The following is a 25,935-nucleotide window of genomic DNA, read 5'->3' on the forward strand; positions in this document are numbered from 1 at the left end:
GCTTACTGCCGCGCGTTCATCTCCGCTGCGGGGATGGGGAAGCGCTCGTGGGGCTCGATGTCCGGGTCCAGCTCACGGGGAAGCGTGTCGAGCCGCCCGTAGCGCCGAAGGTCAATCCACCGGTGGCCACCCTCGAACAGGAGCGAGTACCGCTTCTGCTTCAGCAACTCATCCAGGGCATTGTTCTCATCGATGTCCAGGCGCGGGGGCAGCCGGCCGGAGGTGGTGCGGATGAAGTTGAGGTCGTCCACCGCCGGTCCGAGGTTCCGATCTCCAATGTTGGCTTCGGCGCGCAGGAGGATGAGCTCCTCGTTGCGGATGATGGGCACGGGCGAGTTGTTCGTGGGGTAGATGCGGAAGCGCCACTCCGTCGACAGCTTCCCGTCCGCCGCGGTCCTGGGCTCGGGCAGGCGCGTGAGCTTCCGGACGACGCGGTCATCCACGGTGTCATTCTCCTGGAACTCCGCGTCAGTGACGATCGACGGGTGCGCGTAGACGTTGACGCTGATGAGGCCGTTGTCCGTGTCGCCGGAGTTCGTCCCGAAGGAGTGATAGACGCCCAGGTCCAACGATGCGCTCTGATTGAGGAAGGACTGGCTCAGGGCGGTGAGCGCCTCGGGGTAGCGTCCCCGGTACACAGCCACTCGCGCGGCGAGCGCGCGGTTGAACTGTCGGAACGTCGTGGGCGTGTTGAAGCCGGCGAAGCCTGGGCTGAGCTGGAACGGGAAGGACTCACCCGCGCTCCCCAGGTGGGCGTGGCCCTCGTCGAGCAGGGCGGCGATGCGCTCGAACACCGCCTCCTTGCCGACGATGGGGGCCAGTTGGCCAATGGGCAGGTTGACGTCGATGGGGGCCCCTTCAATGTCCCGCGTGTTGATGACCACGAGGAAGTCCAGGGCTTGCATCGTCTTCGCGAAGCCGCGGAGGCCCTCCTTCTCAGCGTCGGGCGTGTTGGGGACCTGGTCGAGGGAGTCCAGCAGCGCGTTGGCGTTGCGGATGTTCAGGTAGGGGTTGGTCCAGTGATTGCCGCCGAACGCCGGGCCGCCAGGGTCCAGGGTAGGGCCCAGCAGTTCGCCGACGGCGCGCGGGTCCGCGGGGTCGAAGACGTACGCCTCGCGCCCGATGATGCCGAGCTGGGCCACGTAGCCGTTGGGAGCGGCGACACCAGCGCGGTGGCCGAGGAGCAATCCCGTGGCGGCGGTGAGCACCGCGGGGCGCGTGGGCCGCTCGCGGAAGTCATCGAGGCTGGGGTTGTTCAGGTCCGGGACGTCCAGGCTCCCGCAGCCGCTCAGGCCCAGGACGGTGAAGAGCCCCACGAATGCCTTCTTGGTCAGTTGGATGGTCATGGCTCAGAACCCGACGTCGAGGGAGGTCCAGAAGCTGCGGCTGGGAGGGAAGGGGGCCACGTCCACGTTGCGGGAGATGGCCTGGTTGCCGAAGTTGCTCACCTCCGGATCCAACCCGGAGTAGCCAGTCAAGGTGATGAGGTTGCGCCCGCTCAGGCTGAGCCGGGCGGACTTCACCGCTGGAACCATGGACACCCAGTCCTTGGGCAGCTGGTACATGAAGGTCACCTCACGCAGCTTGAGGAAGCTGGCGTCCTCGATGTACGTGCTCGCGTGCGTACGTTGCCGTACGAGCCGCTCGCGGCCCCCCGTCGTGAAGTCCGGTGACGTCCCGGCGTCGTCGTAGATGTACCGCGTCAGGTTGATGATGTCGCTGCCCTGCTGCCAGTCGAACAGGAAGGACAGGCTGAAGTCCCGGTACTTGAGGCTGTTGGTGAAGGACATGCGGAAGGTGGGCTCGGTGTCGCCAAGCTTCCGCACAATCGGGCGGCCGTTCTCGTCGACGCCGTCGTTGCCCACAATCTGCGTCGCCGTCGCGCCTTCCTGGATGCGGAAGGCGCCCAGGGCAGTGCCGAACCCACCGGCGAGGAACGCGGGAACAGGCAGGTCCGTCACCCGGCTGCGGTTGAGGGCGAACGTCGCGCCGCTGGTCCACTCGAAGCCGCCGCGCACGGGCGTTACCTGGACCATGGCCTCGACGCCACGGTTGCGCAGCGAGCCGCCATTGAAGATCTGCGTGGCGAAGCCACCGGACGGGGCCAGGGCGCGCTGCAGTAGCAGGTCGCTGATGTTTCGCTGGTAGATGGACACTTCCGCGACCACGTCGCCGCCGAACAGGAGGGCGTCCACGCCGGCTTCGACCTCGCGCTGCCGCTCCGGCTTGATGTTCCGGTCACCCGCGATGCCCGTGCCCACCAGGCCGGGGCTGCCGGCGATGTTGCCGGTGGCGCGCAGGCCGTTGAACTTCATGCCGTACAGCGGAAGGTTGCCCGTCTCTCCGTAGGCCGCGCGGACCTTGAACTCGTTCACCTTCGGGTGGAACGAGGGAATCCGGTAGGCGGAGGCCAGCTTCGGGTACAGGAACAGCGCGTTGGGGTTGCCGTTGGCGCTGCTCTGCTCGCCGCGCAGCGCGCCCACCAGCGTCAGGCGCTCGTCCAGCAGGAGGACCTCCTCCTGGACGTAGTAGCCCCGGTCTCTCACCAGCGAGCGGTTCTGCCGCAGGTTGACCACCGTGCCGCTGTCCACGTTCTGCTGGCCGGCGTTCAGGTTCTTGCTGACGATGTAGATGGAATCGATGTTGCGCTCTTCGAACTGGAGACCGCCGGACGTGGTCGCCACGATGCCGCCCGACGTGGGCTTGTAGGTGTGCACCAGGTTCAGGCCGGAGTTCAGGTTGCGCACCTGGCTGGTGCCGAAGAGCGACGAGCCTGGCAGGCCGTCATCGATGGGCTCGAAGTTGAGCTCGGGCGGGAAGAAGAGCGAGTTCTCCTGCTGGAACCGGTCCACGCCCGCGTTGGCCAGCACGCGCAGGTGGTGGGCCTCCGTCTTCCACAGGTGCCACGTCAGGTCTCCGGACCCGATGAAGCGCCACACGTTTTCGTCGTTCTTCACCAGCGCGGCCGTCTGCAATGGGTTGGCGCGGTTGGAGAGGAAGGGGTTTTGCGGGTACACGCCGTCCGAGTTGGCCTCCAGTGGGAGGAACTCCGGCGCGCGCGGCAGCACCATGTAGTTGCTGATGCTCGCGTTGTCGTTGTTCGTCAGACCGCGCTGACCCAGGGAGTGAACCAGGTTGGTGGCGACGTTGACCTCCACGGCGTCACCCAGCTTCTGGCCCAGGTTCAGCCGGAACGACTGCTTCTCGTAGCCGGTGTTGGCGATGATGCCTTCGTCGTTCTTGATCATCGCCGAGGCGAAGTACTTCGTGTTGCCCGTCACGCCGCTGACGCTGGCCAGCGTCTCCGAGGACAGGTCGCGGCGGCCGGCCAGGGTGGCCTCGTGGTCGAACCTTCGCCCCTGCTCGTAGTACTGGACCGCGGCCTCTCCGAAGGTGTCGCGCACCTCCTCCACGCTGTTGAAGCGGCGGGTGCCAAGCTTGTTGGCCAGCGTGTACATGCCCAGGCGCTGGGTCACCTCGAACTGCGGCTCGCTGGAGCGGCCCCGCTTGGTGTTGATGATGACCACGCCGTTGGCGGCCTTGGAGCCGTAGATGGCGGCGGCGGACGCGCCCTTGAGGACCTCGATGCTCTCGATGTCGTTGGGGTTGATGTCCGCGATGCGATTGACCTGGTTGTCCTGGGTGGGGTTCGCGTTGGCGCCGGCCACGGACTCGGTGATGGCGAACACACCGGAGGCGATGGCCACGTCGCTGACGAGCACGCCGTCGATGACGTAGAGCGGGGCGGAGGAGCCGTTGATGGTGGACACTCCGCGCAGCCGGAGCTGGAGACCGCCACCGGGCGCGCCGCCGTTGCTCTGGATGTTGGCGCCGGCGACCTTGCCCTGGAGCGCCTGGTCCACCGTCTGGGCAGGCGCGCGGTTGATCTCCTCGGAGTTCACCGATGCCACCGAGTTGGCCAGGTTCTTACGCGCCACCTCACTGGCGCGCCCCACCACCACCATCTCCTCCGCGAAGATGTTCTCCATCGCGACTTCGACGGTGCGCTGGTTGGCGCCAATCAGCACCTCGCGCTCGCCGTAGTCCTGACTGGAGAAGAGCAGCGTCACCGATCGGGTCGGCACGTTGGGCAGGGTGAAGGTGCCGTCCAGCTCCGTCTCCACGCCCTGGGTGGTGCCCTTGATGATGACACGCACCAGGGGCAGTCCCTCATTGGTGAGCCGGTCCGCGACTCGGCCCTTCACCGTGCGCCCGCTCACCGGCGCGGGCGCGGGTGCCGTGGGCGCTGGCTGCGGCGCAACCCCTGGCGCGGGTGCCGCCGGTGTCTGTGTTTCGGCTGCGGGTGGCGCGATATTTTCGTCTTGCGCCAGCGTTTCCAACGAGAAGAGTGCAAACACGCACCCCGGAATCAACGCCCTTCTCAGCGTCATTCGGTCCTCACTCGCTGCGGATGGACGGCTCCCCCCAAGGCAGGATGCCGGTGAGGCGAATCGTCACTGGCTCAACGATTGGCCGTCAACGGCATATCCTCACTTTTATTGTTAATCTTTGAATTCAAGTTGGCGGGAATGTTTGCCTGCCGCTGGAGCCCGCTGGACTTGCATCTGTCCTCAGCGAGGCTGCTGCGCGTCTCCGGCCTGGGCCGCGGCCAGGCCCCGGGGCCCCCCGTCAGCCGATCCTGGGGCCGCCGTCCGTCCGGGACGGATTTCTCCGGGCGAGACTGTTGCCTGGGGCACGTCCCTCCTCTAAGAGACTCGATGGGTATGGTGATGAACGAGCGTTACGAGCCGCAGGCGATTGAAGGTAAGTGGCAGACCCGTTGGGACGACGCGGGCATCTTCCGGGCAGGCAGCCGCCCCGGTGCACCCAAGAAGTACGTGCTCGAGATGCTGCCGTACCCCAGCGGGAAGATGCACATGGGGCATGTCCGCAACTACCTGCTCGGGGACGTGTACGCGCGTTACTTCCGGATGAAGGGCTTCGACGTGCTGCATCCCATGGGCTGGGATGCGCTCGGCCTGCCGGCCGAGAACGCGGCCATCAAGGACGGCGTGCACCCGGCGGTGCGCACGGCCGAGAACATCGCGTCCTTCAAGAAGGAAATCAAAAGCCTGGGCTACTGCTACGACTGGGATCGCGAGGTCAACACCAGCGATCCCGAGTACTACCGCTGGAATCAGTGGTTCTTCATCCAGATGCTGGAGCGTGGGCTCGTCTATCGCCGCTTCAGCAAGGTGAACTGGTGTACGGGCTGCCACACCGTCATCGCCAACGAGCAGGTGAAGGACGGCGTCTGCGAGCGCTGCGACTCCCCCGTGGTGGACAAGGAGATGCCCGAGTGGGCGTTCCGCATCACCCGGTTCTCGCAGGAGTTGCTGGACGCGCTGGACACGCTCAAGGAGTGGCCCCACCGCATCACCGCCGCGCAGCGGAACTGGATTGGCCGTTCGGACGGTGCCGAGGCCGACTTCCGCGTGCAGGGGCACGACACCGCGCTGCGCGTGTTCACCACCCGCATCGACACCATCTTCGGCTGCACCTACGTGGTGCTGGCGCCGGACCACGAGTTGGTGGCCCAGGTGACGACGCCGGAGCGCCGCGCGGAGGTGGAAGCCTTCGCCAAGCGCATGGCCGCGCAGTCCAAGACGGAGCGCCTGGGCGAGGGCACGGAGAAGGAGGGCGTCTTTACTGGCGCCTACGCGGAGAATCCCTTCACCGGCCAGGCGGTCCCCATCTGGATCGCCAACTTCGTGCTGAGCGACTACGGCACCGGCGCGGTGATGAGCGTGCCCGCGCATGACGAGCGCGACTTCGCCTTCGCGCGCAAGTACAGCCTGCCTGTGAAGGTCGTCATCCAGCCCGCGTCCGGTGACAAGCTCCCGCCGGGTGACAAGCTGGAGGCGGCCTATACGGAGTACGGCGTGCTGGAGGACTCGGGCGCCTACACGGGCCAGACATCCGAGCAGGCGCGTCAGGCCATGGCCGCGTTGCTGGAGAAGGACGGCAAGGGCAAGGCGACGGTGACGTACCGCCAGAAGGACTGGGGCTTCAGCCGCCAGCGCTACTGGGGCACGCCCATCCCCATCGTCTACTGCGAGAAGTGCGACCCGGACCGCAATGGCATCCCGGTGCCGGTGGCGCAGCTGCCCGTGCGCCTGCCGGAGATCGACACCCAGGCGGTGCTCACCGGCAAGGGTGAGCCGCCGCTGGCGAAGGTGGCCTCGTGGGTGAACACCTCGTGTCCGAAGTGCGGCGGGCCTGCCCGGCGCGAGGCGGAGACGATGGACACCTTCGTTGACTCCTGCTGGTACTTCGCGCGCTACCTGTCGCCGCACTACGACGCCGCGCCGTTCGACCCGAAGGAGGCCCAGCGCTTCCTGCCCGTGGACATCTACGTGGGGGGGCCCGAGCACGCGGTGATGCACCTGCTCTATTTCCGCTTCTGGACGCGGGTGATGAAGCTGTTGGGGCTGAGCCCCGTGGATGAGCCCGTCAAGCGCCTCATCACCCAGGGCATCGTCAACGGGCCGGATGGCCGGAAGATGTCCAAGCGCTGGGGCAACGTGGTGGCGCCTGCCTCCATCGTCCAGAAGTACGGCGCGGACACGGCGCGGGCCTACGTGTTGTTCGCGGGCCCGCCAGAGCGGGACTTCGACTGGTCCGATGAGCAGGTGGAGGGCGTGTACCGCTTCCTCAAGCGCGTCTGGGCGCTGGCCGCCACGCACCAGGCGGCGGCCGCGGGTGCCACCCATGACGGGCCCTACGAGGGCAAGGCGCTGGAGATCCTCCGCGCCGCCCACAAGACGCTGAAGCGGGTGGGGGAGGCCATCGAGCGCCTGTCCTTCAACACGGCCATCGCCGGCATCATGGAAGGCCTCAACGCGCTCTACGCACTGGGGACACCTGAAACGGCCGCGGAGAAGGCCGCCATGGCGGAGGCCGTGCGGTTGCTGGCGGTTGTGCTCACGCCGTTCACGCCGCACATCGCGGACGAAATCGCGGAGGCCTATGGCAGCAAGGACTTCACCGTCGCGCAGTCCTGGCCGGAGTTCGATCCGGCGCTGGTGGTGGACGACGTCATCCCCTACGCCGTGCAGGTGAACGGCAAGCTGCGCGCGGAGATTCGCGTGGCGGCGGACGCGGCGGAGGCGGATGTTCGCGCCGCGGCAGAAGCGGACGAAAAGGTCCAGGTGGCCCTGGCGGGGAAGACGCTGCGCAAGTTCGTCTTCGTCCCCAAGCGCCTCGTGAACTTCGTCGCGACCTGAGCGGGGATCCGGGTGCCGGCCGAGGTCCTCGTCATGTGTGGTGCATGTGGGCGGCCCCAACCCGCGGGCCGCCCGCGGTGCATTGCCTGCGAGGCCGTGCTTCCCGAAGCGCCCCTTCCCGGGGGCCCGGCACCGGGGGAGCCGTTCTTCGTCGCGGACCTGGGCGGAGGGCGCATGCTTTCCGGCCAGGGGACGCGGCTCTTCTATCAACCGCACCCGTCGGTCATGGTGCCTCCCGTGGAGTTGGACTCGCTGCGGGAGGCGCGGCTGGAGTCGCGCTACTTCCGGGAGGCGCTGGCGTTGACCGTCTTCGCCTTGCTGGGCCTGTGGGCGCAGCCCGTCGCGCTGAAGGTGCTGGGGTTGGGCATGGCGGCGCTGGGCGGCCTGCTGGCGTTGACGTGCCGTTCACACGGGCTCGTCCTGGTGCCTCGGCAGGGGGCGCAGGTGCGCTGGCCCCTGGGGTTGGCGCGGCGGGGCTCTCCCCGGGACACGCGGCTGTTGGCGGCGTGGACGTCGTTGTCGGAGGCCCTGCGGGTGCGCGGCGTGGCTGTCGACGGCGAGTCGTCACCGCTGCCGCCTCCACCGACACAAGACGGTGGCCCTCTGTCTTGACGGGCCGATCGGGCCGGGTAGGGTGCCGCGCATGTCGCGACCCTGCGCTGTCGGACCCCGGCGTCTTCGCATTGGCGTGGTGGTGGGAATGTGGGTAGCCGCGGGCTGTGGCTACCGCCTGGCGCCTCGCGGAGATGGTCTCCCGGCTGGCGTGACGTCCCTCTGCGCGCCCGTCTTCCTCAACGCTACGCCCGAGCCCACGCTGGAAACAGTCTTCACGCGCTTCCTACGGCAGGAGCTGATCCGCGTGGGCCGGCTGGGCAGCGCGGAGTCCTGCGACGGGCGCATGGAGGGCACGGTGCTGTCGGTGGCGAACACGCCCACGACCGTTGTCGGCAAGAGCACCAGCCCGGGCTTCTTCTTCCGCGTCTCCGCTCGGGCGCAGCTCCGCGTGGTGAAGGACGGACAGGTCCTCAAGCAGACGGAGGTTTTCGGCTCGGAGGACTATGTGCTGGGAAGCGGAGACATCCTGGAGGCGGAGGCGAACCGGCAGGTCGCGCTCGAGCGCCTCGCGGAGGTCTTGATGCGGGATGGCTACGACCGGCTCGCGGGTGCCTGGTGAGGAGGCAAGAGCCTCCTCCCGGCAGCCTGCACGAATGAAGCAGGGCCACGCGAGGTGGCCCCGAGGCTTCGACTAGGCCTGCGCGCGGGCGGCCTTGGTGGCGGCCTTCGCGAGACGCGAGATGCGGCGGGAAGCGGTGCGCTTGTGCAGCACGCCCTTGGTGGCGGCCTTGCTCAGCGCCTTGGCGGCCGACTTGATGGCGTCCGTCATCTTCGCCCCATCCTTGCTGCCGAGCGCCTCGCGGGCGGACTTGACGGCGGTCTTCACCTCACCGCGCACGGTGACGTTGCGCGCACGGCGCTTCAGGGACTGACGGTGACGCTTCTCTGCGGACTTGGTGTTGGCCAAGAGAAATCTCCAGCGGTAATGGCAGGCTAAAAGAGGGGCCGTCCTTACTGCGACGCCTCGCAGGCGTCAAGGCGGGTGTGGGCCTCCAGCCGGGATTTCCGGGCTCTGGACGCCCCGCCGAGGGCACCTGCGAGGAAAATCACTCTACCGAAGTCGTATATTCCCACACCAGCCCCGCGGGATCTTGAAAGGTGAGCCGGCCGGCCTGGTGCTGGATCAGCCGACTCCCCGGAATCTCCGCGAGGATGCCGGGGAGTCGCTCCACCGCCGCCAGGGAGGGGGCCGTCAGGCTCAGCCGCAGGCCCGTTGTGGGCGTCCCTGCCGCTTCGAAGGCGATCAGGATGCCCCCGTCCTCATAGCGGGCCTGATCCGCCGCCGGAGCCCGTCGGGTGATCCACCCCAGCCGCGGAGCCAGGACGTCCCAGAAGGCGCGCTGCGCGGGAAGATCCGCCACGCCCAGCCTCAGCGTGGTGACGGGCGCGCGCGGAACCCACGTCGGAGATGGCAGGGCCTTTTCGCGCGCCTTGGCCTCCTGCCAGTGACGCTCCATGTGTTCCAGGGTGGCGTCCCCCAGGGCGACACCCTCGGCGCGGAGGGCGGACTCGATGTGCTGGAAGCGGGCGGTGAAGCGGCGGATGGCCATCCGCAGCGCGTCCTCGGCGGGGGCTCCGACGAAGCGCGCGAGGTTGGCGAGCGAGAACAGCACGTCCCCCAGCTCGTGCTCGATGGCATCCCGATCATTCGCGGCGATGGCCTCGTCCAGCTCCCCCAACTCCTCCGTCAGCTTGGCGCGCACGCTGGCGACGTCCGGCCAGTCGAAGCCGATGCGGCTGGCCTTCTCCGTGAGCCGCTCGGCGCGCATCAGCGCCGGGGCGGCGACGGGGACGCCGTCCAGCACCGAGCCCTCCCGGCCCGTCTTGCGCTTCTTCTCCGCGGCCTTCAGCTTGGCCCAGTTGTCCAGGACCTGCTCGGCGCCTTCCATTCGCTGGCCGTTGCCGAAGACATGGGGATGCCGGCTGACCAGCTTGTCGCCAATGGCCTTCGCCACGTCAGCCAGGGAGAACTCTCCAAGCTCCGAGGCGAGCTGGGCGTGGAAGACAATCTGGAAAAGCAGGTCTCCCAGCTCTTCGCAGAAGGTCCGCCAGGAGCCACCGTAGGCGACCCGGTCCATCTCCTCCAAGACCTCGAAGGCCTCTTCCAGGAGGTAGGGCCGCAGCGAGCGCAGGTCTTGTTCGCGATCCCACGGGCAGCCGCCTTCAGCGCGCAGCTTCCGCATGATGTCGACCAGTCGCTCCAGCTCCGCCCCGGGGGTCAGCGTCGTGTCCGCCATGCACGTTCCTGTAGCACGCACGGGTCTGGTGCTGTCCGGCAAACGCGGCAGGTGGGCAGCCAGGCTGGCGTTCGTTTTCGCGCTTGGCCCTGGGTCGCCTACAATCCACTCTCTGGATGATCCGCCTGCCGCTTCTTGCCCTCCTTCTCAGTGGCTTCACGCTTCTGGTGCCCGTCGTGGCGTCCGCGCAGCTGGAAGCCCCCACGCGCCTTCCCGAGGTGGATCCGGGCCCCATGGAGCCCGACCTGCGGGATGAGTCCATGGATCCGGTGGATGACGCCGCCTACGCGGAGGACGTGCCGGAAGAAGACGTCCCCGCCGCGGAGGATGCCTCCACCGAGGACGCCGACGGCGCGCCCAGGGGGCCCGTGCGCAATGTCAGGGCCGCCGAATCGGTCCCCGCCAATGGCCGGACTCCCGCGGCGGCCAGTCCTCCGCCGGTCGCTGAACCCACGGTCATCACCCCCAGGCCGGTGACGCTGAGTCCGGTGCTGGCGCCGCGGGTGACGGATGCGGACCTGGAGGCCCTCTGGAACCGGTGGCGGCAGGCCCGCGCGACGAATGATCGAGACGCCGCGGCGGCGTCCCTCAAGGAACTGCGGACATTGCGCGTCGAGCTGGCCGCCACGGACCTGGAGCCCCTGAGCGTGGGCTTCCTCCGCGAAGCGGCCGTGCGTCGCCGCGCGGGGGACATGGCCGGCGCGGTGCGGTTGGCGGAGGTGGCGGTCGAGCTGTCGCCGGGGCTGCCCTACGCGCGCTTCGAGCTCGCGGAGCTCTACGCCTTGGAGAAGCCGGGCGACGTGTCCCGCACGTTGGGGCAGGTGCGGCAGGCACTGGCGACACTGGCGCAGGATGCCCGCTATCGTCGGCCCGCGTTGGCGGACCTGGGCGCCCTGGTGCTGCTGGCCTGGGGGGCCACCGCGGTGCTGCTGATGGGCTTGTTCTTCCTACGGAAGCTCCGTTACGCGCTGCATGACTTCCACCATCTGCTGCCGCGAGTCGTCTCCCGGTGGCAGTCCCTGGTCCTGGGGCTGCTGCTCTTGAGCCTGCCGTGGGTGCTGGGGCTGGGCGTGCTGCCCGCGCTGCTGGTGATGCTGGCCACCGTGTCTCTCTATCTCTCGCGCACGGAGCGGATCGTGGCGGCGGTGCTGGTGGCGGGCGTGGGGCTCTTTCCGCTGGCGGCGGGGCAACTCGCGCGTGTCACGGCGTTCGCGGGCACGCCGGCCGAGGACGTGTACCTCCTGGAGCGGGGCGGCCTGTCCGCCGAGGAGGCGCGGGCGCGCGTACTGGCGCGGATGGAGTCCCGCTCGGCGACGTTCGCGGAGGTGCTGTCGCTGGCGTACTTCGAATCCCGGCGCGGCTTGCTGGAAGAGGCGAGGACTCACTTCAAGGCCGCCTCGGCGCTGAAGAGCTCGGATGCGCGCCTGCTTACGCGCTTCGGCAACACCCTGGTCGCGCTGGGAGACGCGGAGGGTGCGGCACTGCTCTACGTGCAGGCCTCGCAGTCGGCGCCGGACCTGGCGGCTCCGCACTACAACCTGGCGCAGGTGGTCCGCCGCAGGGCGAAGACGCTGCCGGACTCGGAGGTCGGCAAGGAGCTGGATCGCGCCGCCACGGCCATGGCCTCGGCGCAGGCGCTGGATGGAACGCTGCTGGTCCGGGACCCGCCGCCGGAGGACCGGCTGCTCCTCAACCTGCTGCTGCTGGCCCCGCAACTGGCGGAATCCGACTGGCTTCCGCTCGCGGATGGCACGGGGGCGGGGCGCCAGGTGGAGACGCAGGTGTCGCGCTGGCTGCTCCCAGGGCTTCCTCCCGGGCCCATGGCCTCCGCGGGGGCCGCGGCGCTGGCGGTGCTGCTGGCCCTGTGGGGCTTCTTGGGGGACCGCTTGAAGGCGGCCAAGGTGTGTGAGCGCTGTGGCCGCGCGGTGTGCGTGCGCTGCGACCCGGAGCTGGGCATCGGCAGCAAGCAATGTGGCCAGTGCGTCAACGTCTTCTCCCGCCGGGGGCTGGTGCCGCAGCAGCTGAGGGCGCGAAAGCAGCTCCAGGTGGACCGGCATCAGGCCTGGACGGGCCGCGTGGCGTACAGCCTGGGCGCGGTGCTAGCGGGAGCGGGGCACGTGGCCTCGGGTGTGCCGGTCCGCGGCGCGCTGTATGCGTTCGGTTTCCTCTTCGCGCTGGCCGCGGTGCTCCTGCACCAGGGCCTGGTGCGAGGGCCCTACGGTGAAGCCCCCCTCTACCTCAAGCTCGCGCCCGCGGCGTTGCTGCTGCTGGGGGTCCACCTGCTGTCGTTGCGCGGTCTACGCCGTCTGCGGCGGGGGGAGTGAACGGCGATGTCCCTGCAAGGCACCCTGAAGGACTTTGGTATTGGCGACATCCTGCAGCTCATCGGGCAGCAGCAGAAGACGGGCACGCTCCACGTCCGCGCCAAGGACCAGGAAGTGCGCATCGGCTTCAACGATGGCCACATCATCAAGGCGGAGAGCGTCACCCGGAAGCGCAAGGAGCTCATCGGCGCCATGCTGGTGCGCTCGGAGCTCATCACCGAGACGCAGCTCGAGGCGGCCCTGGAGACGCAGCGCCGGACGCTCAAGCGGCTGGGGGACGTGCTCGTCTCCAGCCAGGCCCTCACCGCCGAGCGCTTCCAGGCGATGATGCAGCTTCAGGCCACGGAGACCCTCTACCGTCTCTTCACCTGGAAGTCGGGCACCTACGAATTCATCCAGGAGCCGGTGGAGCCGGACGCGGAAGCCATCCATCCGTTGCGCGCCGAGACGGTGCTCATGGAGGGCTTCCGGATGGTGGATGAGTGGCCGGTCATCCGGCAGAAAATCCACCGCGACGACCTGGTCTTCGAGCGCATCAAGGCCCTGCCTCAGCCGCGCGGAGAAGAGGGTGGGGAGCTGGGCGCCATCGGTCCTTCGGAGCGGCGCATCTACGATGAGCTCTCGCCCGGGAGGGATTTGCGCAAGCTGGTGGATATCTCCTGCCTGGGCGAGTTCGAGACGTGCAAGGCGCTCTACAACCTGGTGAAGGGCGAGTACGTCCGGCCGATACTCCCGGAGGGCGCCCCGGCCCCCGTTTCTGGGGACCAGCGCCTGCTTGCGCGCGTGGCGGGTCCGTTGGGGCGCCTCGTCGCCACCGTGGGGGTGCTAGCGGCGGTGGTGCTGGTGGTTCCCCGGGCCTTGCGCCCGGACCACGAAGCGGGCGTTGCCGCGGTATTTGCGGACTCAGCGGCCCAACGTCATGTTTCCCAGGCCCAGCGCGTCCGCATCGAGGCCGCGCTCGAGGTGTTTCGCCTGGAACGCGGTGAGCTGCCCGAACGTCTGGATTCTTTGGTGCAGGCTGGACTGTTGAAACCGGGCGAACTGAAATACCCGTGGCGGGAAGAGTACTATTACCGGCGGTTGGCCGCTCGGCAGTTCATTCTCCTGCCACCCTTGCGCTAGTCCTGACACAAAGTCGTCTTTCGCGGCCCTGGGGGCGGCGTTACGTTGGTGTCAGCCGTAGCGACATAGACCGAGGAAGAATCCGCATTGCGAAATCCCGCCACGTTGGAAGCGCCCGAAGTGCTTACCGCCTCCGCCAAGGTGGACGTTCGTGACAACGCGACCGCCCTGGCCCTCTGCGGCAACCAGAACGAAAACCTCAAGTTGATGGAGCGGCGCCTCGGAGTCCGGGTGGGACAACGCGGCACCGAGTTCCATCTCTCCGGCCCGTCCGACGCCGTCGCCTTCTCCGTCCGCCTCCTGGAGAACCTGGAGGAGATGATCCGCGCCGGCCGTCCCGTCTACCGGGAGGACGTGGAGCAGGGCATCAAGGTGCTCGGCCGCGGCGCGGAGTCCTTGCAGGAGGTCATGCTGGGCCCGGTGCTCAAGAGCTCCGGCAACCGGCAGATCTCCCCCAAGAGCATCAACCAGAAGCGCTACGTGGACGCCATCCGCTCCCACGACATCGTCTTCGGCATCGGCCCCGCGGGCACGGGCAAGACGTACCTCGCCATGGCCATGGCGGTCGCCTTCCTCCAGGAGCGCAAGGTCAAGCGCATCATCCTGGCGCGCCCCGCGGTGGAGGCGGGTGAGAAGCTGGGCTTCCTGCCAGGAGACCTGCAGGAGAAGGTGAATCCCTACCTGCGGCCGCTCTACGACGCGCTGCACGACATGATGGCGGCCGAGCGCGCCGCGCAGCTGCTGGAGCAGGGCGTGGTGGAAGTGGCCCCGCTGGCCTTCATGCGTGGCCGCACGCTCAACGACGCGTTCGTCATCCTGGACGAAGCCCAGAACACGACGGTGGAACAGATGAAGATGTTCCTCACGCGCCTGGGCTACAACAGCAAGGCCGTCATCACCGGTGACGTGACGCAGGTGGACCTGCCCACGGGGAAGATGTCCGGGTTGAACCATGCGCGCGCGGTGCTGAAGAACATCGACGGCATTCACTTCGCGGAGTTCTCGGAGGTGGACGTCGTTCGCCACCCCCTGGTCCAGGAAGTCATCCGCGCCTACGACCGGGCGGACGTCGCCCAGCGCGAAGCCCAGGCGGCCCGGGAAGCAGCAACCGCTGCCGCCCATGCGCCCGCCGCGACGCCGGCCACCGCCACCGAGCCCGTTGCCGTCGAGTGACGGTGCCAATACCTACTTGCGCCCACCCGAGCGTACCCTGCCGGGCGGGCGTACTCCATCCCACCCTTGTGAATATTCCCAGGCGCTGCGTCCTTGAAGGATCCGCGACGCCTTATCTAGGGTGAGGACCCCCATGGCCGAACCGGAAACGCAGCCCCCTGGGCGCAGTCCACTGGACGCGCTCGCCGAACGCCTCGGACTGGACAACGGCGTCTGGGGGCGGCGCGCCATCCAGGTCCTTCTCCTGCTCGCCGTCTCCATTGGCGCGGGCTTCGTCATCTCACCAGGTCTCTACAGTCAGCAGATTCCGGCGCTGGCGGAGGAGAACCTCGGCAAGCCGTTCCGAGCCAGCTCGCCCGCCGGCTTCAAGGCCGCGCGGGACTACGAGATCGTCCACCGCGCCATGACGCAGCAGCGGCGCCAGGAAGCGCGCGCGGCCGTCAAACCGGTGTACGACCTGAACCCCGCCGTCCTGGGGCAGCTGCGGTCGACGGTAAGTTCCGCCTTCGCGTCCATGCGGCTGCATCTGGACGAGCTCACGGAGGCGCAGTCCGATTCGGAACCCGAGGAGCGCGAAACGCCCCGCCGGCGCAAGCCCGCAGCGTCCCCGGAGATGCTGGAGCTGGAGCGCAGCACCCGCGAGAAGATGCGGGCGGAGCTCCAGGAGCGCTTCTTCGGCAAGCGCGACGCCGTGCTGGAGGCCGAGGACTTCCAGGCGCTCTATGCCACCCGCTTCTCGCAGGAGGCGGAGACGGCCACGCTGCTGGTACTGGAGCGGGCGTATCGCTCCGAGCGCGGCGCGATCCATGTGGCGGGCTCTCGGGAGGAGCTGGCGCGGGAGGCGCATCAGGGCCTCACCGTCCGCGACGTGGTGAACAAGGCCGAGGAGTCCCTGTCGGGGGGCTCCACCCAGGTGGTGGACGTCCCCGAGGCGCACCAGGAGATGGAGCGCTTCGCCTCGGTGCCCGGTAACCTGATGCCGGACGCGCCGGGCGTTCAGCGCCGCGCCATCCTCCGGCTGGCCCAGCGGCTGGTTCGGCCGAACCTCACCATCAACATCGCGGAGTCGGACGCGCGCCGGAACCAGGCGGCCCAGGCGGTGAAGGACGCCGTCATCTCCATCAAGAAGGGCCAGCGCGTCATTGGCGACGGTGAGCTGGTCAATGAGTCGCACCTGGTCATCCTGCGCGGCATGCGCGCGGAGACGGACCGGCTGGACCTGGTCCAGCTCCAGGTGGGCGGCACGGGCCTGGTGGGCCTTCTCATCGTCTCGACGTACTTCTTCTGCCGCGCCGCGTTCCGGCGCTTCCGTCCCACGCGCAAGGACGGCGTACTGCTGGGACTGCTGCTGCTGGGCCTATTGGGCCTGCTGCAAATCTGGGTGTCCATCGCGGACGCGGTGCAGGACCGCTACACCGCGCTGCCCATCGAGGCCTTCTATTACGCCTTCCCGGTGGCGGCCGGCGCCATGCTGGTGCGCTTCATCCTCACGCAGGAGCTGGCGCTCTTCTTCGCGCTCGTCTTCGCCTGTCTCACCGGAGTGATGCTGGGCAACTCGCTGGCCTTCGGCGTCTTCACGCTGGTGGGTTCGCTGGTGGCGGCCGACCGCATCGTGAAGGCGAAGGACCGCGTGGGCATCTTCCGCGCGGGTCTGGTGACGGGCGCGGTGAATCTGGTGGCGGTGCTCTTCCTCTTCCTCGTGGAAGGCAAGGGCCTGTCGGCCGACACCCTCATCACCGCGGTGAGCGCCTTCGCGGGCTCTTCGCTGGCGGTGCCGGTGATGGTGATGGCGCTCACGCCACTCATCGAGGCCACCTTCGGCTACGCGTCAGACATCAAGCTGCTGGAGCTGGCCAACCTGAACCACCCGGCGCTCAAGGAGCTCATCGTCCAGGCGCCCGGCACGTACCACCACTCCATCATCATCGGCTCGCTGGTGGAGAACGCGGCGGAGACGATTGGGGCCAACCCGCTGCTGGCGCGCTCGTGTGCGTACTACCACGACATCGGCAAGGGCCGGAATCCGCTCTACTTCGGGGAGAACCAGAAGGGTGAGAACCGCCATGACGCGCTCGCGCCGGCGATGAGCGCGGTCATCATCAAGCGCCACGTGACGGAGGGCCTGGAGATGGCCCGTCAGTACCGGCTGCCCAAGCTGGTGGCGGATGCGATTCCGCAGCACCACGGCACGCGCACGGTGGGGTACTTCTACCACAAGGCCTTGAAGGAGCAGGAGGGCAAGGAAGGTGCTCCGCCCATCGACGAGAGCATCTACCGCTACCCGGGGCCGAAGCCGCAGTTCCGCGAGGCGGCGCTGGTGATGATCGCCGACGCGGTGGAGGCCTCCACGCGCTCCATGACGGACCCCACCACGCCCAAGCTCCTCGCGCAGGTGCAGAAGATCATCAACCTCATCTTCTCCGAGGGTCAGCTCGACGAGTGTGACCTGACGCTGAAGGACCTCAACCTCATCTCGCAGTCCTTCCTGCACACGCTCGAGGGTATCTACCACACGCGTCCGGCCTACCCGGCGGGCGCCGTGGGTGGGGGCAAGGCGCCGCCGTTGGTGGTGGCGGGCGCGGTGCCTCGGCCCGCGGAAGGCAAGGACAAGGCGCGGACCGCGGGGGGCACATGAGCGGAGCACGAAGGGGCAATGGCGTGAGATTGCGCAAGGGGAAGCTGATTCCCCGTGACGACGGCAAGCGCATCGAGGAGTTCGTGGGCGCGGCCACCACCAGCACGGACTCCGCGTCCGTCGCGCGGATGCTGGCGCCCCCCGGGTGGTCGGAGCCCGCGCAGCGCCCCGAATTCGATGAGGTCGTCATCGTCCTCACGGGCGAGCTGACCATCGTGGTGGAGGGGCGGCGCGAGCGCATCTCCGCGGGCGAGGTCGGACTGGTGCCGCGCGGCAAGCGCGTGGTGTACCGCAACGACGGCCAGGGGGCGTGTGACTACTGGTCGGTGTGCGCGCCCGCGTTCCGCCCGGAGCTGGCGCACATGGAGACGCCCAAGCCTCGCGTGCAGGAGAACCACGTCACCATCCAGGTGGCGCATGGCCAGGGCCGGGACTTCGCGCGCCTGCTGACCACCTGGGCCAGGGCGTACCTGGTGCAGCTCGAGCTATCCGGCGTGGAGCTGTCCCTGTCCCTGGTGGACGACCGGGCCATCCGCCGGCTCAACCGCACCTGGCGCAAGAAGGACAAGGCGACGGACGTGCTGAGCTTCCCCGCGGGCGACCTGCCCAAGGGCACGCCTGGACCGCGCCCGCTGGGGGACGTGGTCATCTCCCTGGACACGGCGAAGCGCCAGGCCAAGGAGTACGGCCGCACGCTGGAGTCGGAGATGGCGCGCTACCTGGCGCATGGCCTGCTCCACCTGCTGGGGCACGACCACGAGCGCCCCCGGGATGCCAAGCGCATGGCGGCCCTGGAGGAACAGCTCCTGGGCGAGCGAGGCATGGTGGCGGACTCGCTCCAGGTGGATGCCAAGGCCCGCCGCGCTCGCAGCCTCATGTAGGCCCTCCGCCGGCTCCCCGCTGGACAATCCAGTATCCATCCCGTTGAGCCGGGCGGCGTGCGTGATAGGTAGGCGGCCTCCCGCGTGTTGGACCAAGCCATGCTCCGCCCATCACTCATCGCCTCCTGCCTGCTCGGCCTGCTGCTCCTGGCGGCGCCCGCGCGCGCGGCCTCCATGCCGCCGTGGGGCACGGGAGAAAGCCAGGGCGAGGACCTGGCCATCCTCCTGGTGACGTTCAGTCCCGGGGATGACGTGCCGTCCTGGTGGGGCCACGGTTCGCTGGTGGTGGAGGACCGGCGGCGGCAGATGTCGCGCCTCTACAACTACGGCATGTTCTCCTTCGACGAGGCCATGCTCGCGCGCTTCGCCATGGGCCGGCTGGAGTTCTGGGTGGGCCAGTCGTCGGTGGGGGGCACCTTCCGCTTCTACCAGGCCGAGGACCGCGACGTCCGCGTGCAGGAGCTCAACCTCACGCCCGAGCAGCGCGTCGTCGTGGCGAAGCGGCTGGCGGAGAACGTGCTCCCGGAGAACCGCGAGTACCTGTACCACCACTACAACGACAACTGCGTCACGCGGCTGCGGGACATGATTGATGTGGCCACGGGCGGCCAGCTCCGCGAGGCGGACCGGGCACCGGGGCGGATGACGCTGCGCGAGCACACCCGTCGCTACACCTCGGTGAACGCGCCCATGAGCGTGCTGCTCGACTTCATGATGAACGACGAGATCGACCGTCCCATCACGAAGTGGGAGGAGGCCTTCCTTCCGGATGAGCTGGAGACTCAGGTCGCGGCGCTCCAGGTGAAGGGCGCGGACGGGCAGACGGCGTCGCTCGCGGCGAAGAGCTGGAACTACTACGAATCCTCCCGACGTCAGCGTCCGCCGGCGGCGCCTCCCCCGTGGGGCCCGTGGATCCTCGCGTTGGGCCTGGCCCTGGGCGGCCTGGCCGTCGGGCTGGCGGTGTGGGAGCGCCAGCGGGGCAGCCGCGTGGCCCGCCTGCTGCTCGGGCTGGAGAACGCCGTGGTGGGGCTGGCGCTCGGGTTGCCGGGCACCGCGCTGTTCATCATGGGGTTGGTGACGGACCACACGGTGACGCACCGCAATGAGAATCTCTTCCTGGCCAACCCGCTGACGCTGCTGGCGCTGCCCTTCGGCGTGGCGCTGACGTGGGGCAGCCAGAAGGCCCGCATGCGCCTGTTCAAGGTGTGGACGCTGCTGGCCGCCCTGGGGGTGCTGGGCGTGGTGCTCAAGGTGTTGCCGCCCTTCGACCAGGACAACTGGCGGCTCATCGCGCTCATCCTGCCCATCTCCCTGGGCATGGCGGGCGCATTCGGTCTGGACCGAGTACTGGCGCGCCTCCCCAGGGCGGACCGCGCGTCAGCCGGACGGCGGGATGCCGTCGCATCGCTGAAGACTCCTTAGAGGACACGGAAAGAAGCCATGGCGAACGATTCGATGGAGAAGATCAACGGCCTCAGGGAGCGTGTGTTGGCGCTCCGGGGGCATCTTTGACCTCGACCGCAAGCGGTCCCGCATCGCGCTGATTGAACGCGACTCCACGCTGCCCACCTTCTGGGACGACAACACCAAGGCGCAGGCGCTCTTGAAGGAGAAGTCCACGCTGGAGGCCAGCGTCGGCGCCTACGACAAGGTGATGCGCGGCCTGGATGACGCGCAGGTGCTCTTCGAGCTGGCCGTCGAGGCCAACGACGAGGCCACCACCCAGGAGGCGGAAGGCTCCCTCACGGGGCTGGAGGGTGACGTCGCCAAGCTGGAGCTGGCGCGCATGCTGTCCGGCGAGCAGGACCGCAGCAGCTGCTTCATGGACATCAACGCCGGCGCCGGTGGCACGGACTCCATGGACTGGGCGGCCATGCTCCTGCGCATGTACACCCGCTACTGCGAGAACAAGGGCTGGAAGGTCGAAATCAACGACGAGGTGCCGGGTGAAGAGGCGGGCTTCAAGAACGTCTCCCTGCGCATCGAAGGTGACTTCGCCTACGGCTACCTGAAGGCGGAAGTCGGCGTGCACCGGCTGGTGCGGATTTCGCCCTTCGACGCCAACGCGCGCCGGCAGACGGCCTTCGCGTCCGTGGACGTCTATCCAGAGGTGGATGACACCATCCAGATCGACATCCCGGAGAAGGACATCGATTTGAAGTTCATCCGCGGCGGCGGCGCGGGCGGCCAGAAGGTGAACAAGACGTCGTCCACCGCGCAGCTGCGCCACCTGCCCACCGGCATCATCATCACCTGCCAGACGGAGCGCTCGCAGTCGGCCAACAAGGACATGGCCTTCAAGATTCTGCGGGGCCGCCTGTACGAACTGGAGATGAAGAAGCGCGAGGCCGCGCGCGACGCCGCCGAGGCGCAGAAGAAGGACATCTCCTTCGGCTCGCAGATCCGCTCCTACGTCCTGGCGCCGTACCGCATGGTCAAGGACCTGCGCACCGGCATCGAGACGGGCAACGTGGACGCCGTGCTGGATGGGGACCTGGAGGAGTTCGTCACCTCCCAACTGCTGGGCGTGAAGAACCCCAACCGCAGCGCGGGCGCGGACTAGGCGCCGGGCCTCACCATTTCCTCGCCTTCGCCCGGAACCTTTTCCGCGGCCCTGCTGTCCGAGGGCCGCGGGGCAGGGGACCAAGGTAGGCTGAGGGACGGTGGCACCTCCTGCGGAGGGGCTGTCGCGGGAGGACACGCGTGTCATCGGGCGGCGTGCTCGAAATCGGACAGGAAGAGGCCGCCGCGGACGCGCCCGAGTCGCGCCGTCAGGACGCGGCGCTGCTGGCCCGGCTGCGCCGGGGGGAGCCGGACGCCTTCGAGCTGCTGGTGCGCACCCACCAGGACCGGCTCTACGATTTCTGCGTCCGCATGGTGGGAGACCGTGAGGAAGCTCACGACCTGGTGCAGGAAATCTTCGTCAGCGTGCACCAGAACGTCCGCCGCTTCCGCGAGGACTCGAAGCTGTCCACCTGGCTGTTCCGCATCACCCGCAACCACTGCATCAACCGGCTCAAGTACCTGAAGCGCCGGGGCCGGGGCCGCTCCGAAGTGTTCGACGAGGCCGCGGCCCTGCTCTCCGAAGGTGGGGGCACCGCGCCCGGCCCGGATGCGGCCCTGGAATCCGCGCGTGAGCGCGCCCGGGTGCAGTGGGCCATCTCCCAACTGGAGCCGGACGCACGCATGCTGGTGGCGCTGCGCGACATCGAAGGCCTCAGCTACGACGAAATCATCGACATCACCGAGCTACCGGAGGGCACGGTGAAGAGCCGGCTCCACCGGGCCCGGGAAAAGCTGGCGGACCTCCTGGGGCGGCTTGAGCCATGAACGGCATTCATCGCAGACTGCGGGACGTGGAACCGCGGATGAACCATCGCGAGGCGAGGGCCCTGTTCCTCGCGCTCGCCGACGACGAGCTTCCCGCCCCCAAGGCGCAGGAGGTTCGCACCCACCTGGACGGCTGCGACGACTGCCGCCAGGGCTGGCAGCGCTATTCCAGCACGGTGCAGCGGCTCCAGCGCGTGGAGCGTGAGAAGGCCCCACCCGCGCTCGCCTCCCTGGTGATGAACCGTGTGCGCCGCAAGCGCCGCTTCGGTCTGCGGGGCCTGCACACCCTGCATATGAACTACCGGCTCCCGGTGGAGGTCCTCATCCCGCTGTTGCTGGCGGCCGCCGTGGCCGCCTTCCTGGTGATGGTCGCTCCCTGAGCGGCCATCCGCTGTGTTGCGTTGCTTCCCGGGGGAGGCTTGGCTACGGTGCCGCGCCTTTGGGAAAGCGCGTCATGGCCGAGACCGAAAACAAGAGCGAGAAGAGTGCGGGCGAGGGCGACCTCGGGACGAAGGAACAGGAAATCTACGACCAGCGGCTGGAGAAGGCCGCGAAGTGGCGCGAGGCCGGCTTCAATCCGTACGGCAACGGCTACCGTCCCCAGCACCAGGCCGCCGAAATCCACGAGAAGCACGCCGCTCAGTCCGCCGAGGAAATCGAGCAGGCCGCGCCTCCGCCCTATGACGTCGCCGGCCGCGTCGTGGCCATGCGCTCCTTCGGCAAGGCCGCCTTCATCAAGCTGCGCGACCGCTCGGGCGAAATCCAGGTCCACATGAAGAAGGACGCCTTGGGGGACTCCTATGAGACCTTCAAGCTCTGTGACTTGGGCGACTTCCTGGCCGCCACCGGTCCGGTGTTCCGTTCGAAGACGGGCGAGCTCACGCTCTCCGCCACGAAGTTCACCCCGCTCACCAAGTCCCTGCGCCCCCTGCCGGAGAAGTGGCACGGCCTGACGGACGTGGAGGTCCGCTACCGTCAGCGGTACCTGGACCTCGTGTCCAACCCGGACGTGAAGCAGACCTTCCTCCGGCGCAACAAGCTCATCCGCTTCATCCGGAACTTCCTCGACACGCGTGACTTCGTCGAGGTCGAAACGCCGATGATGCACCCGCTCGTGTCCGGCGCGGCGGCGCGGCCCTTCACCACGCACCACAACGCGCTCGACATTGACCTGTACATGCGCATCGCCCCGGAGCTGTATCTCAAGCGCCTGGTGGTGGGCGGCCTGGAGCGCGTCTACGAGGTCAACCGCAACTTCCGCAATGAAGGCATCAGCACCCGGCACAACCCGGAATTCACGATGCTGGAGTTCTATCAGGCGTACGCCACGTACGAGGACCTGATGGACCTCTCCGAGGAGATGATTTCGGAGGCCGCCAAGGCCGTCACCGGCGACACGAAGGTGAAGTACGGCGACCACGTGCTCGACTTCGGCAAGGGCTGGAAGCGCATCTCCATGACGGAGGCCATCCGCGAGGTGGTGAGCGGCCTGTCCGACAAGGACATGGCGGACGCGGACCGGCTGCGCCACGAACTGCTCAAGACGAGCCACTCGGAGGCCGAGCGGCGGGCCATCGACACGATGAACCACGGTGAGCTGGTGGGCGCGCTCTTCGAGCACCACGTCGAGCACACGCTCATCCATCCCACCTTCATCACCCATTTCCCCACCGCCGTCTCGCCGCTGGCCCGGCGCAATGACCAGAACCCGGACGTGACGGACCGCTTCGAGCTGTACGTGGCGGGCCGCGAAATCGCGAACGCCTTCTCCGAGCTGAACGACCCGCTGGACCAGAAGGGCCGCTTCCAGGCTCAGCTGGACGCGAAGCAGCGGGGCCAGCAGGAGACCATGGACTACGACGAGGACTACATCCGGGCCCTCGAGCACGGCATGCCGCCCACCGCCGGTGAAGGCATCGGGATTGATCGGCTCGCCATGCTGTTCACGGATTCGCAGAGCATCCGGGACGTCATCCTGTTTCCCCTCCTCAAGCCACTGGCGAAGTAGCCAGGAGGCCGCGTGCACTCCGCCGAACGGCAGACCGTCCATCGCTGGACCTTCATCTGGATTGGGGCGCTGGTCGCCCTGGTGGGCTTCAGCCTGCTCGGGGTGGCGCTCACGTCCTCTCAAGCTTGGCTGGAGACCAGCTCCTCCCTGGGGCTGTCCCTGCTGGGGTGGGGCGGGCTGGTCCAGGCCCTCAACGCGCTGCTGCTCGTGTCCGAGCAGCCCGTCGCGACGGTGCCCAACACGGGCCTCCTCGTCGCGGGCTCCGTCGTCTGGCTCGCGGGGTGGGCGCTCATCGCCGCCGGCATCCGCCGCGCGCCGGAGCCCACCGAAGGGCCCAGCCCGGCTGCGGGCGCCACGCTGTACCCGCGCCTGGCGCGCTACCGGGACTTCTACTGGAGCACCCTGGGCGCCTACGGCGGCGGCATGCTGCTGGCGGAGGTGGTCCTCGTCCTCCTGCAGACGGTGCTGTCCAGCGGCGTGTCCGCCACGGAGCTGGGCTCGGCGGGGAAGGGCGCCAGCGGCGGTTTGTCGCTGCCGCCCACCGGGGCCTTCGCCATCGCGCTGCTCGCGGGTGGCATGGTGGCCTTCATCTCCGGCTTCATCGGCGCGTCGCGCGCGCAGCGGCTGTCGCTGCCCGAGGCCACCATCGGCGTGCTGTACCTGGGCCTGCCCATCCCCATCATCCTCACGTTGATGGAGCGGCTGCCCGGGCTGCAGCTCGCGCTGGGCTACCGGCTGCGCGAGGTGACGTACGTCGCGGGGCTGATTGGCCGCCCGGAGCTGGGGTACTGGCTCGTCTTCACCTTCCTGGTGCTGGCGCTGGTGCTGGGCATCAACACCGGCTTCATCGCCGCCGGCAGCGGCCGGGTGGACCTGAAGCTGGGGTTCGAGCTCTTTGTCGCGCGCCGGCACGTGGCGGTGTTCCGGCCGTCGCTGCTGCTGGGGACGCTGGCGGTGCTGATGCTCGGCATCATCCCCCCGCTGCTCATCTACTTCATCATTCGCTCGGCGGAAGCGGCCGTGGAGCGCACCCGCATTCGCGAGCTGGGCCTGAAGGACCCGTTGGCGGCCGCCTCCGACCTCAACCGCCTCAAGCTTCGGGAGCAGTCGCCCACCATGATGATGACCGCCCTGTCCGTGGGCGGCGTGGGCGTGGGGGTGATGGCGCTCATCATCGTCCTGTCGGTGATGAGCGGCTTCGAGGCCGACCTGCAGCAGAAAATCCTGGGCACCAACGCGCACGCCGTGGTGTCCAAGTACGCGGGCGACCTGCCCGAGTACGCCAAGGTCATGGAGTCCGTCCGCAAGGTGCCCGGTGTCGTGGGACAGACGCCCTTCATCATCAACCAGGTGATGATTGCGTCCGAGGGCAACGTGGACGGCGTCATCATCAAGGGCATCGACCCGGGCACGGTGGGCGAGGTGACGGACCTGCCCAAGAACATCCTCGGTGGCGGCTCGCTCGACATCCTCTATACGCCGGAGAAGATCGTCCACCGCGGCCTGCCGGACGAGGAGCCCGCGGAGGAGAGTGGGGTCGAGGAGGACGACATCATCCGCCGCTCCGGGACGCCCAAGAAGGCGCCGGTGCTGCCGGGCATCGTCATTGGCCGTGAGCTGGCGGCGTCGCTGCGCGTGGTGGTGGGAGACCGGGTGAACGTCGTCTCCCCGCTGGGCACCGAGCTGGGGCCGTCCGGCCCGATTCCGAAGAGCCGCGCCTTCCGCGTGGCGGCCATCTTCTACTCGGGCATGTACGAGTACGACTCCAAGTTCGTCTACATCCTCCTCAACGAGGCCCAGGACTTCTTCGACGTGAAGGGGGCCACGGGCATCGAACTGAAGGTGGCGGACATCGACGATGCGCGGCGCATCGCCTCGCAGGTGGTGAAGGTGCTGGGCGGCTATCCCTACCGGGCACGCGACTGGGGAGAGATGAACAAGAACCTCTTCTCCGCGCTGCGCCTGGAGAAGCTGGTGATGGGCATCATCCTCTCCATCATCATCATCGTGGCCGCGGGCCTCATCGTCGCTACCGTCATCATGCTGGTGCTGGAGAAGCGGAAGGAGATTTCCGTCCTCAAGGCACTGGGGGTCCCCGATGGCGGCATCGTGAAGATATTCCTCGCGGAGGGCCTGCAGATTGGCGTCGCGGGCGGCTTCCTCGGTCTGATTTCCGGCCTGTCCTGGTGCGTCTTCATCGAGAAGGTCGGCATCAAGCTGGACCCGGACGTCTATTACATCCCGGCGGTGCCGGTGCGCGTCGAGCCGGTGCAGACCGTGCTGGCCGTCGTCATCGCGGTGCTCGTCACCTACCTCGCCTCCATCTACCCGGCCCTCAAGGCCAGCAGTGTGGAGCCGGTGGAAGGCCTCAAGGCGGAGTAGCC

General features: G+C 68.3%; 18 protein-coding genes. 14 read left to right on the forward strand and 4 right to left on the reverse strand.

The annotated features are described in order from the left end of the window. Positions 1-2: 2 nt before the first annotated feature. On the reverse strand, positions 3-1,346 hold the full coding sequence (locus tag FMQ63_RS06070; RefSeq protein WP_011554734.1) for a RagB/SusD family nutrient uptake outer membrane protein: 1,344 nt from the start codon (positions 1,344-1,346) through the stop codon (positions 3-5). Between the two features lie 3 nt (positions 1,347-1,349). Then, positions 1,350-4,220 carry a SusC/RagA family TonB-linked outer membrane protein gene (locus FMQ63_RS06075; protein ID WP_011554733.1) on the reverse strand — a complete coding sequence of 957 codons (2,871 nt, stop codon included), beginning with the start codon at positions 4,218-4,220 and terminating at the stop codon, positions 1,350-1,352. Between the two features lie 504 nt (positions 4,221-4,724). Here FMQ63_RS06075 and leuS point away from each other — a divergent pair. The 3 genes from leuS to lptE all read left to right on the forward strand — a co-directional run bounded on the left by leuS (position 4,725) and on the right by lptE (position 8,400). Further along, positions 4,725-7,226 (forward strand): leucine--tRNA ligase, encoded by a 2,502-nt coding sequence (leuS, locus tag FMQ63_RS06080; RefSeq protein ID WP_020478485.1) that lies wholly within the window; start codon positions 4,725-4,727, stop codon positions 7,224-7,226. Between the two features lie 174 nt (positions 7,227-7,400). Next, on the forward strand, positions 7,401-7,838 hold the full coding sequence (locus FMQ63_RS06085; RefSeq protein ID WP_225909365.1) for a hypothetical protein: 438 nt from the start codon (positions 7,401-7,403) through the stop codon (positions 7,836-7,838). Positions 7,839-7,926: 88 nt separating this feature from the next. Then, a complete protein-coding gene (gene lptE / locus FMQ63_RS06090) occupies positions 7,927-8,400 on the forward strand; it encodes an LPS assembly lipoprotein LptE (RefSeq protein WP_225909364.1) in 474 nt (157 codons plus the stop codon). A gap of 72 nt (positions 8,401-8,472) precedes the next feature. On the opposite strand, the gene rpsT is transcribed toward lptE, so the two are convergent. Together rpsT and mazG are read right to left on the reverse strand one after the other, a co-directional pair. Continuing rightward, positions 8,473-8,748 carry a 30S ribosomal protein S20 gene (gene rpsT, locus FMQ63_RS06095; RefSeq protein ID WP_011554729.1) on the reverse strand — a complete coding sequence of 92 codons (276 nt, stop codon included), beginning with the start codon at positions 8,746-8,748 and terminating at the stop codon, positions 8,473-8,475. A 139-nt stretch (positions 8,749-8,887) separates the two neighbouring features. Next, the gene (mazG, locus tag FMQ63_RS06100; protein ID WP_011554728.1) at positions 8,888-10,078 is read right to left on the reverse strand and encodes a nucleoside triphosphate pyrophosphohydrolase; all 1,191 of its coding nucleotides are present in this window, start codon (positions 10,076-10,078) and stop codon (positions 8,888-8,890) included. 116 nt (positions 10,079-10,194) lie between these two features. On the opposite strand from mazG, the gene FMQ63_RS06105 reads away from it, so the two are divergent. From FMQ63_RS06105 to FMQ63_RS06155, 11 genes are all read left to right on the forward strand, one after another. Next, a complete protein-coding gene (locus tag FMQ63_RS06105) occupies positions 10,195-12,402 on the forward strand; it encodes a tetratricopeptide repeat protein (RefSeq protein ID WP_225909363.1) in 2,208 nt (735 codons plus the stop codon). Between the two features lie 6 nt (positions 12,403-12,408). After that, positions 12,409-13,524 carry a DUF4388 domain-containing protein gene (locus FMQ63_RS06110; RefSeq protein ID WP_011554726.1) on the forward strand — a complete coding sequence of 372 codons (1,116 nt, stop codon included), beginning with the start codon at positions 12,409-12,411 and terminating at the stop codon, positions 13,522-13,524. Positions 13,525-13,611: 87 nt separating this feature from the next. After that, positions 13,612-14,697, forward strand: a complete 1,086-nt coding sequence (locus FMQ63_RS06115; RefSeq protein WP_011554725.1) for a PhoH family protein — start codon at positions 13,612-13,614, stop codon at positions 14,695-14,697. Between the two features lie 133 nt (positions 14,698-14,830). Further along, positions 14,831-17,332, forward strand: coding sequence for an HD family phosphohydrolase (locus tag FMQ63_RS06120; RefSeq protein WP_171452213.1), 2,502 nt, complete (start codon positions 14,831-14,833; stop codon positions 17,330-17,332). After that, a complete protein-coding gene (gene ybeY / locus FMQ63_RS06125; protein ID WP_011554723.1) occupies positions 17,329-18,213 on the forward strand; it encodes an rRNA maturation RNase YbeY in 885 nt (294 codons plus the stop codon). The genes FMQ63_RS06120 and ybeY overlap by 4 nt, the downstream gene beginning before the upstream one ends. A 99-nt stretch (positions 18,214-18,312) precedes the next feature. Continuing rightward, positions 18,313-19,635 carry a DUF4105 domain-containing protein gene (locus FMQ63_RS06130; RefSeq protein WP_020478486.1) on the forward strand — a complete coding sequence of 441 codons (1,323 nt, stop codon included), beginning with the start codon at positions 18,313-18,315 and terminating at the stop codon, positions 19,633-19,635. 18 nt (positions 19,636-19,653) lie between these two features. Next, positions 19,654-20,776 (forward strand): peptide chain release factor 2 gene (gene prfB / locus FMQ63_RS06135; RefSeq protein WP_011554721.1). Its coding sequence is split into 2 segments (ribosomal slippage): positions 19,654-19,722 and positions 19,724-20,776, totalling 1,122 coding nucleotides; the frame shifts between segments, so codons are not numbered across the junction. A gap of 140 nt (positions 20,777-20,916) precedes the next feature. Then, entirely contained in the window at positions 20,917-21,543 is a 627-nt protein-coding gene (locus tag FMQ63_RS06140; RefSeq protein ID WP_011554720.1) for an RNA polymerase sigma factor, read from the forward strand. A gap of 38 nt (positions 21,544-21,581) precedes the next feature. After that, complete coding sequence (locus FMQ63_RS06145) at positions 21,582-21,923, forward strand: anti-sigma factor (RefSeq protein ID WP_086009338.1); 342 nt, start codon at positions 21,582-21,584, stop codon at positions 21,921-21,923. A gap of 74 nt (positions 21,924-21,997) precedes the next feature. Further along, positions 21,998-23,551, forward strand: a complete 1,554-nt coding sequence (gene lysS / locus FMQ63_RS06150) for a lysine--tRNA ligase (protein WP_011554718.1) — start codon at positions 21,998-22,000, stop codon at positions 23,549-23,551. Between the two features lie 12 nt (positions 23,552-23,563). Further along, on the forward strand, positions 23,564-25,933 hold the full coding sequence (locus tag FMQ63_RS06155; RefSeq protein ID WP_011554717.1) for an ABC transporter permease: 2,370 nt from the start codon (positions 23,564-23,566) through the stop codon (positions 25,931-25,933). The last annotated feature ends 2 nt before the right edge of the window (positions 25,934-25,935 follow it).

The sequence above is a fragment of the Myxococcus sp. CA005 genome, assembly GCF_006518205.1.
GTDB classification, from domain to species: domain Bacteria; phylum Myxococcota; class Myxococcia; order Myxococcales; family Myxococcaceae; genus Myxococcus; species Myxococcus xanthus.

What these genes read in the sequence shown, in the direction of transcription:
- FMQ63_RS06070 (WP_011554734.1), bottom strand. Translation starts at nt 1,346, where the DNA reads ATGACCATCCAACTGACCAAGAAGGCATTCGTGGGGCTCTTCACCGTC.
- leuS (WP_020478485.1), top strand. Translation starts at nt 4,725, where the DNA reads ATGGTGATGAACGAGCGTTACGAGCCGCAGGCGATTGAAGGTAAGTGG.
- FMQ63_RS06085 (WP_225909365.1), top strand. Translation starts at nt 7,401, where the DNA reads ATGCTTTCCGGCCAGGGGACGCGGCTCTTCTATCAACCGCACCCGTCG.
- lptE (WP_225909364.1), top strand. Translation starts at nt 7,927, where the DNA reads ATGTGGGTAGCCGCGGGCTGTGGCTACCGCCTGGCGCCTCGCGGAGAT.
- mazG (WP_011554728.1), bottom strand. Translation starts at nt 10,078, where the DNA reads ATGGCGGACACGACGCTGACCCCCGGGGCGGAGCTGGAGCGACTGGTC.
- FMQ63_RS06105 (WP_225909363.1), top strand. Translation starts at nt 10,195, where the DNA reads ATGATCCGCCTGCCGCTTCTTGCCCTCCTTCTCAGTGGCTTCACGCTT.
- FMQ63_RS06110 (WP_011554726.1), top strand. Translation starts at nt 12,409, where the DNA reads ATGTCCCTGCAAGGCACCCTGAAGGACTTTGGTATTGGCGACATCCTG.
- FMQ63_RS06120 (WP_171452213.1), top strand. Translation starts at nt 14,831, where the DNA reads ATGGCCGAACCGGAAACGCAGCCCCCTGGGCGCAGTCCACTGGACGCG.
- ybeY (WP_011554723.1), top strand. Translation starts at nt 17,329, where the DNA reads ATGAGCGGAGCACGAAGGGGCAATGGCGTGAGATTGCGCAAGGGGAAG.
- FMQ63_RS06130 (WP_020478486.1), top strand. Translation starts at nt 18,313, where the DNA reads ATGCTCCGCCCATCACTCATCGCCTCCTGCCTGCTCGGCCTGCTGCTC.
- FMQ63_RS06145 (WP_086009338.1), top strand. Translation starts at nt 21,582, where the DNA reads ATGAACCATCGCGAGGCGAGGGCCCTGTTCCTCGCGCTCGCCGACGAC.
- lysS (WP_011554718.1), top strand. Translation starts at nt 21,998, where the DNA reads ATGGCCGAGACCGAAAACAAGAGCGAGAAGAGTGCGGGCGAGGGCGAC.